The 13,827-nt window shown below is 38.7% G+C and carries 11 protein-coding genes; all 11 read left to right on the forward strand.

Annotated elements, in window-relative coordinates:
- Nucleotides 1-161 precede the first annotated feature (161 nt).
- The 11 genes from R3O62_RS14220 to R3O62_RS14270 all read left to right on the forward strand — a co-directional run bounded on the left by R3O62_RS14220 (nt 162) and on the right by R3O62_RS14270 (nt 13,789).
- Entirely contained in the window at nt 162-2,801 is a 2,640-nt protein-coding gene (locus tag R3O62_RS14220) for a zinc-dependent metalloprotease (protein WP_005805606.1), read from the forward strand.
- Between the two features lie 130 nt (nt 2,802-2,931).
- A complete protein-coding gene (locus R3O62_RS14225) occupies nt 2,932-6,237 on the forward strand; it encodes a SusC/RagA family TonB-linked outer membrane protein (protein ID WP_269109708.1) in 3,306 nt (1,101 codons plus the stop codon).
- Between the two features lie 21 nt (nt 6,238-6,258).
- Complete coding sequence (locus tag R3O62_RS14230; RefSeq protein WP_269109709.1) at nt 6,259-7,590, forward strand: RagB/SusD family nutrient uptake outer membrane protein; 1,332 nt, start codon at nt 6,259-6,261, stop codon at nt 7,588-7,590.
- Between the two features lie 624 nt (nt 7,591-8,214).
- Nucleotides 8,215-9,285 carry a tyrosine-type recombinase/integrase gene (locus R3O62_RS14235; protein ID WP_269109710.1) on the forward strand — a complete coding sequence of 357 codons (1,071 nt, stop codon included), beginning with the start codon at nt 8,215-8,217 and terminating at the stop codon, nt 9,283-9,285.
- Nucleotides 9,286-9,367: 82 nt separating this feature from the next.
- Complete coding sequence (locus R3O62_RS14240) at nt 9,368-9,700, forward strand: DUF7668 domain-containing protein (RefSeq protein WP_269109711.1); 333 nt, start codon at nt 9,368-9,370, stop codon at nt 9,698-9,700.
- A gap of 78 nt (nt 9,701-9,778) precedes the next feature.
- Nucleotides 9,779-10,339 carry a hypothetical protein gene (locus R3O62_RS14245; RefSeq protein ID WP_317472572.1) on the forward strand — a complete coding sequence of 187 codons (561 nt, stop codon included), beginning with the start codon at nt 9,779-9,781 and terminating at the stop codon, nt 10,337-10,339.
- 75 nt (nt 10,340-10,414) lie between these two features.
- On the forward strand, nt 10,415-10,750 hold the full coding sequence (locus R3O62_RS14250) for a hypothetical protein (protein WP_269109713.1): 336 nt from the start codon (nt 10,415-10,417) through the stop codon (nt 10,748-10,750).
- A gap of 58 nt (nt 10,751-10,808) precedes the next feature.
- Nucleotides 10,809-11,402, forward strand: a complete 594-nt coding sequence (locus tag R3O62_RS14255; RefSeq protein ID WP_269109715.1) for a DUF4304 domain-containing protein — start codon at nt 10,809-10,811, stop codon at nt 11,400-11,402.
- A gap of 34 nt (nt 11,403-11,436) precedes the next feature.
- Nucleotides 11,437-12,153, forward strand: coding sequence for a hypothetical protein (locus tag R3O62_RS14260; protein WP_269109717.1), 717 nt, complete (start codon nt 11,437-11,439; stop codon nt 12,151-12,153).
- 51 nt (nt 12,154-12,204) lie between these two features.
- Entirely contained in the window at nt 12,205-12,795 is a 591-nt protein-coding gene (locus R3O62_RS14265) for a hypothetical protein (RefSeq protein ID WP_250709857.1), read from the forward strand.
- Nucleotides 12,796-12,898: 103 nt separating this feature from the next.
- Nucleotides 12,899-13,789, forward strand: coding sequence for a hypothetical protein (locus R3O62_RS14270; protein ID WP_269109719.1), 891 nt, complete (start codon nt 12,899-12,901; stop codon nt 13,787-13,789).
- The last annotated feature ends 38 nt before the right edge of the window (nt 13,790-13,827 follow it).

Raw genomic sequence — 13,827 nt, forward strand, 5'->3', positions numbered from 1 at the left:
TTTTTAATCGAAAACTTGCATAAAAATGTGATATTTACTCATGAAATAGAGAAAAAAAGTCAAAATGTATCATTCTTATTAGGTATTATGGGCTATTTTGTTACCTTTGCGCCCCCTTATTCCATAGCGTAGAATAAGGTTAAGTGCTAATTAGATTTAACATGAGACTAAAAACAATCCTACTGACCACTGTGGCCACCGGTTCATTTTTGTGCGAGCCTGTCGCTGCTATGCGTGTTGAACCTCCCGCTATTTCTGAAATGGGATGGTTCTCGAAAAAGAAAAAGAAGAGTAATCCCCAAGACAGCGTCAAAGTTGAGAATGAGTATGAGAAACTGACGGGAAGCGATAGTGTCGCTCATCGCGGTATGTTCAATGTGTTCCGGAAGAAGAATGATTACTACTTTGAGATTCCCGCCACTTTGTTGGGACGTGACATGCTGGTAGTAAATAAACTGCAACGAGTACCTTCGGAACTGAATGAGGCCGGAGTGAACCGCGGAACTAACTATGAGAACCAAATGATCCGTTTGGAACTGGACAAGCCGGCTAATAAATTATTAATCCGTCAAAGTCGGCCTTTGCCTCTTTCTCCATCCGAAGATGCTATCAGCCAATCGGTGAAGGACAACTATATATCTCCGTTAATAGCCGGTTTCAAGATAGAGGCATATAATAATGACTCTACCAGCATGTTGATTAAGGTAAACGATATATATGATGGTACGGAGACAAGTATTAATAACGTATTTACCAATATTAATCTGGGAACATCGGCTATAAAGAACTTATCGAGAATTTTATCCATTAAGTCTTTCGATAATAATGTAGTGGCAACTTCAGAACTCACTACACGTGTCACAGAAGGGACTACTACTATCTACGTGACAGTGGAGGTAAGTTCGTCTATCCTGTTGCTTCCCGAAGTGCCGATGACCGGACGTCTGGATAATCCTCGCGTGGGGTATTTTACTAATCCTCTGACTAACTTCAGTGATGGTCAACAACGGGTGAATAAAAAACAATTCATTACCCGCTGGCGTCTTGAACCAAAGCCTGAGGACAGGGAAGCATATCTGCGCGGTGAACTGGTAGAGCCCCATAAGCCCATTGTATTTTATATAGAAAACTCTACGCCTTATCGGTGGAGGAAGTATATCAAACAGGGAATTGAAGACTGGCAGGTAGCTTTTGAGCGTGCCGGATTTAAGAATGCCATTATAGCCAAAGATATTACCGATGATATGGAGGTGGATATGGATGATGTAAACTACTCTGTATTGACATATGCCGCATCTACCAAGGCAAATGCGATGGGACCCTCTATTCTTGATCCGCGTTCGGGGGAAATACTTGAGGCTGATATAATGTGGTGGCATAATGTGCTTTCAATGCTTCAGGAGTGGATTACGGTACAAACCGGTGTGGTTCGTCCCGAAGCTCGCGGCGTAACACTGCCGGATAGTCTGATGGGGGATGCTATGCGTTTTGTCGCTTGCCATGAAGTAGGGCATTCACTCGGGTTACGTCATAATATGATGGGTTCTTGGGCTTTTCCTACCGACTCTCTTCGTTCGAAAGCATTTACCGACCGGATGAATTCTACTTCATCATCCATAATGGACTATGCCCGCTTTAATTATGTGGCACAGCCCGGTGACGGTGTGAAAGCTTTGTCACCTCATATCGGACCTTATGATATTTTTGCCATAGAATATGGTTACCGTTGGTATGGCAAACAGACTCCGGAAGAAGAAAAAGGATTGTTGCAGGATTTTCTGGCAAAACATACCGATCGGCTTTACAAGTATAGCGAGGCACAGGATCCCCGGGATGCCGTTGACCCTCGTGCGCAGAACGAGGATCTTGGTGATGACCCCATCCGTTCTTCGCAGTATGGTATTGCCAATTTGAAGCGTATTGTTCCTCAAATAATCCAGTGGACCACTACCGGGGAGAAAGGGCAGACATACGAAGAGGCGTCACGTTTGTATTACGCAGTTATCAATCAATGGAATAATTATCTCTATCATGTGATGGCAAATATCGGGGGTATCTATATTGAGAATACAACCGTAGGTGATGGCGAGAAGACTTATACGTTTGTGGAAAAAGAGAAGCAGCAGGCTGCTTTGAAGTTTTTGCTCGATGAAGTATTGTGTTATCCTAAGTGGTTGTTCGATCCGGAGGTTGCACAATATACTTATCTGCTCAGAAATACACCTTTAGGAGTAGTGGAGAATGCACCGACTCAAGTGTTGAAAAATGCACAGTCCTATATCTTTTGGGACTTGCTATCAAATAATCGCCTGATGCGTATGCTTGAGAATGAGTCTGTAAACGGCAGAAAGGCTTTCACAGCCGTGGAAATGATGGATGGTCTGCATAAGGGGATTTTTGCCGTAACCGAGCGTGGCGGCTTACCCGATGTGATGACCCGCAATTTGCAAAAAGGCTTTGTAGATGCATTGATTACTGCTGCTGCCGAAAGCGAAGGAGTGAAGGTGAACAAAAAGTTGACCGATAACCATTTCTTGTTCGATCATCAGGCACCGCTTTGCAGTTGTGACGATCATGCACATCGTTCGGCATACGCCGACCGTATGGGGGCACGCCGTGAACTGAATTTTTATGGTTCTCAGATAAATCGTATTTCCGATGCCATTTCAGTGAAACGGGGAGAGCTGCTCCGCATTAAAGATTTGCTCCAGAGCCGTTTGGGTACATCGGATGTAGCCACCAAATATCATTATAAAGATTTGATTTTGCGTATCAACACTGCGTTAGGCATTTCTAAGTAAATACACCAAAAACACAAAGTTCCCTCTGACAAACACTCAACGATTTTATTTGCTGAGCGAGGGGCTTTGTGTATTTATATAAATAAAAGACAGTTTTCAAAATGAGTATTAATTTTATAGGATGTAACAAATGAAAAGACACGTTTTTATTCTTTTATTGTCTTTTGTCGGAGCATTGACTTCTGCATTTGCCGCCGACAGGCAAGTTCAAGGAGTGGTGATCTCATCGGAAGATAATATGCCGTTGATAGGTGCTTCTGTCTATATAAAGGCAGAGGATCTGTCAAAAGACGGCAACTCTCCGACAATGACAGGAGTGATTACCGACATAAATGGTAAATTCAATATTTCAGTACCCGAGGGAGTAACTCGTCTATTCTGTAGTTATGTAGGATATGATGTGCAGGAAATTAAGCTTGTTCCCGGGAAGAATCAATATGAAATAACTCTTTCTCCATCGGCACAAATGCTTGATGCAGTAGTAGTGACCGGTTATCAAACTGTAGAACGTCGTAAACTGACAGCTGCCGTTGGGAAGCTGAACATTTCGGATGAAACTATTGGTGCTGTAAAAAGTATCGATCAGGCATTGGCCGGACAAATTGCCGGACTTTCCGTAACCTCTACTTCCGGTGCACCCGGTGCACCGGCAAAAATACGTATTCGTGGAACTTCGTCATTAAATGGAACTCAGGATCCGTTGTGGGTTCTGGATGGTATTCCATTGGAAGGTACGGATGTACCTCAGCCAGAGATCTTGAATGATATTTCTAATATACAACAGTCGTCTATTGCCGGATTGAATCCTGCGGATATTGAAAATATTACCGTACTGAAGGATGCGGCTGCTACTGCCATTTACGGGGCTCGCGCTGCAAATGGTGTGATTGTGATAACTACTAAAAAAGGAAAAGTAGGGAAGCCGGTGATTAACTTTTCTTCAAAGTTTACTTATATGCCTACACTGAGTTCCAAGCGTTTGAATCTGTTGAACTCTCAGGAGAAAGTAGATCTGGAACTTGAACTGCTCCGTTCTAATTTTGCCTATGGGAATAATAAGGGTGGAGTCTCTAAAATCATTTCCGGCTACGGTCTGACCGATGCATACAAAAACGGGGGCTGGGGAGCATTGACTTCTGAAGCGCAAGCCGATATCAACCGGTTACGGGATACTGAAACCGATTGGAATGATATTCTCTTTCGTGATGCTTTTAATCAGGAGTATAGTTTGAGCCTTTCGGGAGGTAACGAACGTGTAACCTATTATACCTCTATCGGATATTATAAAGAAAACGGTAACGTAAAAGGTGTTGGGTTGGATCGTTTGAATATTGTAGCGAAGACTTCGTATAAAGTCAACCGCATGTTAAAGTTCGGTGCTTCTTTGTTTGCCAACCGTCGTAATAACAAAACTTACCTGACAGATACGTACGGATTAGTGAATCCGGTTTACTATTCACGCAAGGCTAATCCATATTATCAGCCTTTCGACGCAAATGGAAATTACGTGTACGATTTCGATGTACAAAATACTTCTGATACAGATTTAGGTTTTAATATTTTTGAGGAACGTAAAAATACATCGAACGAAGAGACGATCAATGCGATTTCATCTATTTTCGATGCTGAACTGAGATTCAATGATAAGCTGAAGTTTACTACCCAGCTTGGGTTGCAATTAGATAAGGCCTCAAAAGAACAGATTGCCGACCAGGAAAGTTTCTCAATGCGTTTAACCCGTAAGAACAGTAAATATTGGGATTCTGCTTCTCAAAGCAACAAATACTTCATACCGGACGGAGGCGTGCACAAAGCATATGAAAACACGAATTCTCAGATTACCTGGAAGGCAATGGGAGAATATCGGGATAGCTTCAATGATATTCATGAACTGGAAATAATGGTGGGTACTGAATTGCGTAAAACCTGGTATGAGACACTCTTTTCCGCGGGATATGGCTTCGACAGACAGACGTTGACTACGAAGCCGGTTATCTTTCCGGACGAAGATCGTGCCAAACAATTTCCACTCCATAAGAAAACGTATAAAGAGAATGCTTATGTTTCTTTCTTCTCCACAGCTTCCTATTCGTTGATGAACCGTTATACATTCGGAGGAAGCATCCGTTTTGACGGTTCGGATTTATTTGGTGTCGATAAGAAGTACCGTTATCTCCCTCTGTATTCAATAAGTGGATTATGGCGGTTATCGAATGAACCTTTTATGCAGGGAGCCAGAAAGTGGATGGATAATCTTGCATTCCGTGCTTCATATGGTATTCAGGGAAATATAGATAAAAACACTTCTCCTTTCTTGTTGGGCAAATATGTGGTAGACAATATTTTACCGGGTGGATCCGAACATATGATCGATATAAACTCGGCTCCGAACAAGAAGCTTCGTTGGGAGAAAACTCAATCCGTGAATGTTGGGTTTGATTTCTCGGTACTCAATCAGGCAATTAACCTGAGTGTGGATTATTACTATCGTAAAGGTACAGATCTGATCGGAAGACAAATGTTGCCACTTGAAACCGGCTTTGTTTCGACCAGTGTCAATTGGGCGAGTATGACCAATAAAGGTGTGGAAGTATCTCTTTCCACACGAAACGTTGCTACCAAAAATTTCTCATGGTATACGAACTTCAACTTTGCCTACAATAACAACAAGGTATTGCAGGAAGCTATTCCGGAGGCTCAGACTACTCCGGGGCGTGAAGGATATCCGGTCAGTGCTATTTTTGCGATAAAGACTGCCGGATTGGATGCGGATGGTTATCCTCTGTTCTATGATAAAGAAGGGAAGAAGGTTACTTTGAAAGAACTGTATCGCTTACAGGATCCTTATGGATTAGGTTTTACGGTTAGTTCAGATGTAACTCCGGCAGAAGAACGTGGATTTTATTCATATATGGGTTCGGGAGATACTCCTTATACCGGCGGTCTGATCAATACGTTCAGCTATAAGAACTGGGAATTGACAGCGAATTTATCCTTTAATTTAGGAGGATATGTACGTACGACCCCTTCCTATAACTCTATCAATTTTGATCGGGGACAGAATGTGAATCGTGACATTTTGGATCGTTGGACTCCGGAAAACACCGACGGACATTTACCGGCATTGATTACCAGTGAAAAACGTGCTGATGAGTATTATTGGTATGATCAAAAGAGTGATATATATCGGAATCTGGATATTTGGGTGAAGAAGCTGAATTATTTCCGTTTGCAGAATCTGCGTTTAGGTTATCGTTTACCGGAGAAAATGACCAAAGCTTTGGGAATGGGGTCAGCTTCGGTAGCTATTGAAGGACGTAATCTACTTGTATTTGGTTCAAGCTACAAGAATTTCCTCGATCCGGAATCAATGTACAATCCGTATGCACCGCCCATTCCTAAATCAGTTACGTTTAGCTTGAATTTAAATTTTTAATCATTAAGCAGAAAAAAGAAGATGAAAAAAATATATGTTTTGACTTTGTTGAGTTGTCTGTTGATGCTATCTGCCTGTGATAGTTATCTGGACATAAAACCGGTGGGAAGCGTGATCCCCCAAACTGCTGAAGAGTATCGCGCTTTATTGGCGCGTGCTTATCTGAATGTACCGAAGGACCGCGGACAAGCTTGTTTCCGTTCGGACGAGATGATGGTGAATGATAATGAATACGACCGGAATTCATTCGGAGACATCGAACGTTGGAATGATGTTTCTCCGTTTCCGGGAACGAGTCAGTTTACCTGGTCCAATTTCTATAATGTACTTTTTATAGCTAACCAGTTGATCGAGAATGAAAAAGAAATTACAGAGGGCACTCCTGAAGTAGTGAACCAGTTGGTAGGGGAGGCCTATCTACTTCGTGCTTATATGCATTTTGTTTTGGTAAACTTACATGGTCAGCCATATACTAAGCCCGGAGCCTTAAGTTCAAAGTCAGTACCTTTGAAGTTGGATACGGATATTGAAAAGACATTAGGACGCAATACTGTAGAAGAAGTTTATATTTCTATTTTGTCAGATATCGAACGGGCTCGTGAACTGATAAACAAAGAAGAATGGGAAACAGTTTTCTCTTATCGGTTCAGCGTTTTGGCAGTAGATGCATTGCAGTCCCGTGTCAGCCTATATATGGGTGAGTGGCAGAAATGTCTGGAATCTGCCGAAGCAGTATTAGCAAAAAAATCTGTTCTTGTTGATATGAACGAAGCCTCCTTTGTTCTGCCTAATCATTTTGAATCAGTTGAAACCATAACAGCATTGGAGCAAGTTATGAGTTCAGTAGTCAATAACGCCGCATGGGCTCCTGCTTCTTTTCTTACTATTTATCAGGAAGGTGACAGGAGATTGGCTGCCTATTTTGCTGCTCCCGATGAAAATGGAAATCGAAAGAGTTCTAAAGGAGGGAAAAGAGATTACTCCTGTACTTTCCGTGTAGGTGAACTTTATCTCAATGCAGCCGAGGCTGCTGCGCGTCTGGACAAATTGCCGCAGGCACGTACGCATCTTTTGGAACTGATGCAGAAACGTTACACTCCCGTAGCTTATGTTGAGAAAAAGAATGCTGTGAATACAATGGATAAAGATGCTTTGATTGGTGAAATATTGAATGAACGTGCCCGTGAACTTGCTTTTGAGGGACATCGCTGGTTTGACCTTCGTCGTACTACGCGTCCACGGATTGTGAAAGTCCTCCAAGGCGAAACCTATATACTGGAACAGGATGATCCACGCTATACGATTCCTATTCCGAAAGATGCTATTGCTGCCAATCCGGGATTAGCCAACTAATACACATGAAGATCTAAAAAAGCACACACAACCCAAGCCGCAGAGTCTATAAAAAGATTTTGCGGCTTTTTTTATTTGTAATTTATCGCTGTGCCCTAATAAATAGCTTACGTTAGTATTGATTTAGAATGAAACTTTACTTGTCAGAAAAGTAATTATCTCCTTTCAGAATGTATGAACGGAATTCAGGGGATATGAATTGAATGTTTTATATATGTGTTTGCAAATTAGATGATTATGACGCTTTGCTGCTTGTCGGCCAAAGCCTTGTTTTAACACAGTGTTAAAGCAAGGCTTTTGATGATAAAGAAGAAGTCTTTTAAGTGCAAAAGATTTATTCTTTCTATTCAAGAATGGAATACTTTAAGAATAGCATTAACATTGTTAATTGGGAATTCTTCCGAAACGAGGAGCCGTATTGTTCTATTTTATAGGATATAGGAAAAAACTAACAGATTCCTTTGTGGGTGATTGGACAAAACCGTATTTTTAAAGGCATAATACCTATATTGATGAATTATCAGAATGTATGTGATAAAAATCAGAATAGAGAATAGAAGGAAATAGCATAAATTTGCCCAATATCGTCATTTAGTAGATAAGAAGCCATATAACACAGACATTATGCCTGACAAAATAAAGAATATAAAAACATACCGGAAAAAAGAACGTATGATTCTCTCCCGCTCCATACGGAGAAGGAGAAGATATATTGAGGTAGCTTTCGGAAATAACGATGCTGCAAGGCTATTGTTGTCAAAGGAGAAGGGTGTGCTGTTTGCAAGCAACAAGGCATACCTGCCGGCAGAAGACTTTGTTTTGGCAGAGTTCTTCGACCGTTATGTGAATCTTGCATTTATTGACTATTCCAAAGTAACAGACACTACAAATAAACCGGAGAAAGAAAAGACCATCCGCCCGGAACTGCCTGCGGGCTTTTTGGAAAAGCTGAAACAGATGCGTTACAGCGATCATACAATACGGATATATACTACCTATATCGGAGATTTTCAACTGTATTTTGCCGGAAGCAACCTGAAAAGGATTTCGCCGGACGAAATAAATGCTTACCTGCTTCATCTGATAGACAAGAAAAATATCTCTTCCTGCCAACAGAACCAACGTATCAACGCAATCAAGTTCTATTATGAAAAGGTGCTGGGCAACGAACGTCACTGCTACAGGGTAAACCGTGCAAAGCGTGAGAAGGCACTGCCGGATGTATTGAGCAAGGAAGAAGTGAAAGACTTTCTAACAGTAGCTAAAGAAGATTTGCGGTTTTATTGCATGTATTCGCTACTGTACTCGGCAGGGCTTCGTATCAGCGAATTGCTGAATTTAAAACCGGATGATATAAACATTTCCCGTTCACTGATACATGTGCGACAGGGAAAAGGGAAGAAAGACCGATATACGCTGCTATCCAAACCGTTTATCAATAAACTGGAAGAATATAGGATAACGTATCAGCCGGAAAAGTGGCTTTTTGAACGTGAGGCCGCAGTACAATTCTCTGAAAGTATCGTTTCCAAAAAACTGAAAGAGATAGCCCATGAAGCAGGAATAACAAAAAGAGTATATCCCCACTTGTTCCGCCATTCGTTCGCTACACACGAGATGTACGTCCATATTGCAGACACTTACAAAAGCAAAATTAAAAGTCCGTTGGACGATATTTTAGAAGAAGAGATTTAATAAAATACTTAGAGAAAATAACAGCGAAACATTAAATGACCGCTGTTAGCATAACGTTAGCCACTAACAAAAAATCAAAATAATGATGGTAAACATAGATGATTACATAGAACAAATACAAAATTATGTGGCTTATTTAGCCAATAAAGACTATCAAGCTACACAAGAACTTACTCTGTCTGATAGTGTACCTATTCAAGATATACAACGCAGAATAGAAGAATACGGGAATGAAATCATTCCACTACCGACCAATGCTTTTGACTTGGCACAAGTATATCAAGTAACAGATAAGCAAATAGATATATTTCTCCCTCTTTGGAGTAAAGAAGAAGGCAGAAGTGATTTAACTTTATGTTTGTCATGTTTTAAAGAGGAGAATAAAATAAAAATAAACGATTTAGAAGTTTTATAAAGCGGCTAACAAACAGCATACCGCCTAAAAGCGGCACGCTGCAACCCATTATGTGCAACTGAAAAAACAATGTAAATTATGAAAATAGAAAGAATTAGTGATGTCCTGCAAGGTATGGATGTCAATACAGAAGATGCGATTGTAACCCTGTCAGATAAGATTTGGGAGATAGGCAACATTGATGAAATTAGGCAACAAGTATCCGCTGTAACTTTTACCTTTCATGTTGTAACTAATGTGATAGGAAATTGCAAATGCGATGGCTGGATGTCTATTGTAGAATATCATGCAGACTTGTTGCCTTACATATCTTCTGCAATGTATGAAATCGGATTAGATAAGATAGGTGAAGCAACCCAAAATATACGCAATATCTTCCCTCTGGATATATCGGTTCTTGGAGAAGATGAGTTTTGTGAGGTTGTAAACTTTATGAAAGGGCATAAAACAGACTTAGAAGAGCTAAAAAAGTATAGTGAATCGGAACAAGAAAAAATGAGTGAACAATACTTTGATACTATCAACAAGCTGGATGATATTGCAGAGAAACTATGGTATTATGGCTGCCCTGACAATGAAGGTTGGGGAGTGGTAAGCAGGTATTTGGAAAAGCACTTGCAGGACAATTTTTGGAAGTAAATGCACATAACAAGCACCTGTGCCGCCTCTAATGGCGGCAAGCTGCATCCCATTAGTCGCTAAATAATGAATAATATGAATAACGATTTGTTTTTTTACCTATTCAATAACTTTATTGGTGGAGCTGATGATGATGAAATGTCAATGAACTATCTAAATTTAGATTTGAATAATGATAATTCGTTGTGCAAATTTCTTCAACATGAAATCATACCATTTTATGAAGCTAATTTTTCTTTGACTCAGAAAGAAGATTTGAATACTCTTTTAGTAAAGTTGGAAAGTGGTGAGATTGAATTAGGGGTAAATGAGTTTGAAAATCAACTATTTCCATTTGAAACGCCGAATAATCTACATAACTTTTGTAAAAGCATTAAAAATGTTTTGTTTGAACATAAAATTAGCGACTAACAAACAGCTACACCGCTTAAAACGGAACGCTGACGAACATTAGTCATTATAAAACAATATGTATATCAAAGAACTATCGAAAGGAATAAAAATAAAAGGTTTTAAAAAGAATGGCTTAACTTGGTTATGCCAATGTGATCCTTTTGTTTATATGTTCAGAATTGATCCCGGCAAATATTGTGATAAAAATTGGCAATATTATACCTTGGAGATAGGAATCTATTCTTCAGATGTTTTTGGTTTGTGTTGGGGTAAAGTGCCAGAGGGTAAAAGTGTAAAAAATACAGATTGTTGTTTGAGAGGTAGAATTTCTGATTTCTTTCAAGAAAATGGCGACATTGAATTTTATGAAGGTGTAGAAGTAAAGGAATTACAAGAAAGAATAAATTTCTTAATTGGAAAGGATATTATTCCTTTCTTTAATAAAATAAAATCATTTGAAAAGCTATATAGAATAATGCTTTTCTACGAAGAAAAGGCTATTCAACAAGAATTGCATCAGATATATATTGCTTGTATTGAATATGTAATGAATAAAAAAAATGATGCTTTAATACGATTAGAGAAAATCAATAATCAAGTATGGGAGAAGAAGGCACAAGAAGTAATAATGAGAATGACTAACAAACAACTAAGTGCTGAAAACAATTAGTTGCAACCCATTAGTCATGTACTATAAAACAGAAATGAAGATAATAAAACTATATAAGGTGATTAGTTCTGATGAAGTCATATTATTTGATATGGATTTCATTAGAAAACTATTAACTACCTACGATAATTATGTTTCAGCTACATGGTTAAATGAATCCGTAAGTCATATCGAAATCAATTATTCGGGTAGAGCGTGGAAAACAATAAATAGTTTCTTCCATTATTTATCACAACACAATAAGGAGATTGTTTATTTATCCGCAGCTTCTAAAAACGAAAGCACTTCTTTGTTTTATACTAATGAATTGCTTAATCAAATCAAACAGGAGTGCTGTGGATTGATAGAACTGATAATTGAAACAAACAATCAGAATATGGAAAATTTATATTCATTGATAAAAAATATTTATGATTTTTGTCATTTTGATTATGGATATTGTTTTAATCTAAAGAAGAATCAAGATTTGTTTTCTGAAGTAATAGATAAGAAATCTTTTATCACTTCTTTATTTTCTGTTACAGGACGAGTCACTTCGGTGCAAATTGAAGCAACTAAGCGAAGAAGGGAGGTCTTGTTACAAGTTAAACAAGGTGTTATCCCGCAGATTTATGAGATAAATATATGGAATAATAAACAGTTAGAACAAGCAATAAAAGAAAAGTTGTTTATCAACAAAACGAGAAAATTGAATAATAATTTAAATATAGTTGAATTGTCGGACATGACTAACAAACAGCAAACCGACTGAATAAGCGGAACGCTGCCAGACATTAGCAACAATCAAATCATTATCGTTATTATGGATATAGAAAGAATACTTAAAACAAGAGAAAATGCAATATACTACGGCATTGGTGAATACCAAAAAGAATGTTTTAGTTGGGTTGGTGGAAATGCTCCGACTTGCTTTGATGATAAGAATTTATCGAACAAAGATAATCTCTATTTTTATCTAACATTTCAAAACCCTTTAAATCCCAACAAGCAAATATCTATTTTCACTCCGGAATTTGATGTTGCATTGGAATATAACACATATCCCGATTGTAAATTGTTGTTGGTTGAACATGAATTAAGTAGTCAAAGCAAAAGTGATAGATATAAACACCCCGAAATAGATGAAATTTACTCAATATACGAGATGAGTATAGAAAAAGATATGCCTGAAAAAAATTGTGCAATCAAATTTGGGGGTAACGTAATGCCTATTCAATGGGGATTAGATAATGATGGTAAAGTGGCTAAAGATGGAAATAGCTTCATTTTTCAAATCAACGAAATTTGCATGAAAGATATTTCCGTTTTCATGGCTGGCTGTATATATGTTTATGGAAAAATTGAAGGCAATAAAGTTATAAATTCATTTGTGGCATATTGGGAATATTCCTAATAACGATAAATTGATTAATTATTTCAAATAGGTTGCTAACAAGCCGGGATAACGGACTAACGCCGTTCCCCATCAAGCCATTATCTGTATAAAAAAACAAAATATGAATGATAGGTTATTCAAAATATTAAAGAAAGTGTATTTCAAAAAGAAATACATCAAAGATGAAAAAGGCTATCTCCGTGAAATTGATTGCGGAGATAAGTTTGATTGTGATACAAAGACAATTCATTATGCAACAAATAACTTAACTCCTGCCGAATATGCTTATCTTATAGAGTCTAGTTATCCTGTAAATGAGGTTGTCCATTTAACACACGACCAATGTGTTGAAAAATACAAGTTCGTTTTGCAGAACGAAAATATAAGCCTAAGAAGTTGTTTGTCTACCTTTGTTTGTGGATTTGGAAGTTTCCCAAGGGGCAGACAGCCGATTCTAAGTTATTTGTTTGCAAGAGCCGTTCCTATCCACAATTTTGTTGGAGATGGGTGCTGTCCGATTTGCTCAATTAAGGTAAATAACTGGTTGCAAAGTGGAGAAGAAATTTTTAGGTTATATTATGGCTATGCGTGGAATGAAGGTTGGGACGCTTATGTAATAGACTTGGAAGAATTTTCCCAATTGCCACCTTGTGAACCGACTGAAAATGACATTACGGTTTTCCGCACTGTTATTGATTACATTCGCAATGCTCCAGCAGAAGAAACATCGGGTAAGTTGGAACAGAGAATAAGAGCGGCAAAGATTGTTCCCGGTTATGAAAAATATCGTTTTCGAGGTCAACTTATGGTACTTGCAGAACTTGGAATTATGCCAAATTCTTATATAAAGCCTCTATTTGAAGGCTTTACACCGTTTGAAGAAAGATGTCATGTTAGTGATAAAGCTACGACCAATTTCAGGTCTGATATAATCTTGCCGCTTTCCGGATGGCGTGGGAGTAATCCCATAAATGAGGAACGGCTCAATGAATTATTTGGAGATATTATGTAACAATACAGATAACAAACGGATCAATCTCCCCAAAGTCG

This window comes from Bacteroides hominis, assembly GCF_033042785.2.
Taxonomy (GTDB): domain Bacteria; phylum Bacteroidota; class Bacteroidia; order Bacteroidales; family Bacteroidaceae; genus Bacteroides; species Bacteroides hominis.

What these genes read in the sequence shown, in the direction of transcription:
- R3O62_RS14220 (WP_005805606.1), top strand. Translation starts at nt 162, where the DNA reads ATGAGACTAAAAACAATCCTACTGACCACTGTGGCCACCGGTTCATTT.
- R3O62_RS14245 (WP_317472572.1), top strand. Translation starts at nt 9,779, where the DNA reads ATGAAAATAGAAAGAATTAGTGATGTCCTGCAAGGTATGGATGTCAAT.
- R3O62_RS14255 (WP_269109715.1), top strand. Translation starts at nt 10,809, where the DNA reads ATGTATATCAAAGAACTATCGAAAGGAATAAAAATAAAAGGTTTTAAA.
- R3O62_RS14270 (WP_269109719.1), top strand. Translation starts at nt 12,899, where the DNA reads ATGAATGATAGGTTATTCAAAATATTAAAGAAAGTGTATTTCAAAAAG.
- R3O62_RS14265 (WP_250709857.1), top strand. Translation starts at nt 12,205, where the DNA reads ATGGATATAGAAAGAATACTTAAAACAAGAGAAAATGCAATATACTAC.
- R3O62_RS14225 (WP_269109708.1), top strand. Translation starts at nt 2,932, where the DNA reads ATGAAAAGACACGTTTTTATTCTTTTATTGTCTTTTGTCGGAGCATTG.
- R3O62_RS14260 (WP_269109717.1), top strand. Translation starts at nt 11,437, where the DNA reads ATGAAGATAATAAAACTATATAAGGTGATTAGTTCTGATGAAGTCATA.
- R3O62_RS14235 (WP_269109710.1), top strand. Translation starts at nt 8,215, where the DNA reads ATGCCTGACAAAATAAAGAATATAAAAACATACCGGAAAAAAGAACGT.
- R3O62_RS14250 (WP_269109713.1), top strand. Translation starts at nt 10,415, where the DNA reads ATGAATAACGATTTGTTTTTTTACCTATTCAATAACTTTATTGGTGGA.
- R3O62_RS14230 (WP_269109709.1), top strand. Translation starts at nt 6,259, where the DNA reads ATGAAAAAAATATATGTTTTGACTTTGTTGAGTTGTCTGTTGATGCTA.
- R3O62_RS14240 (WP_269109711.1), top strand. Translation starts at nt 9,368, where the DNA reads ATGATGGTAAACATAGATGATTACATAGAACAAATACAAAATTATGTG.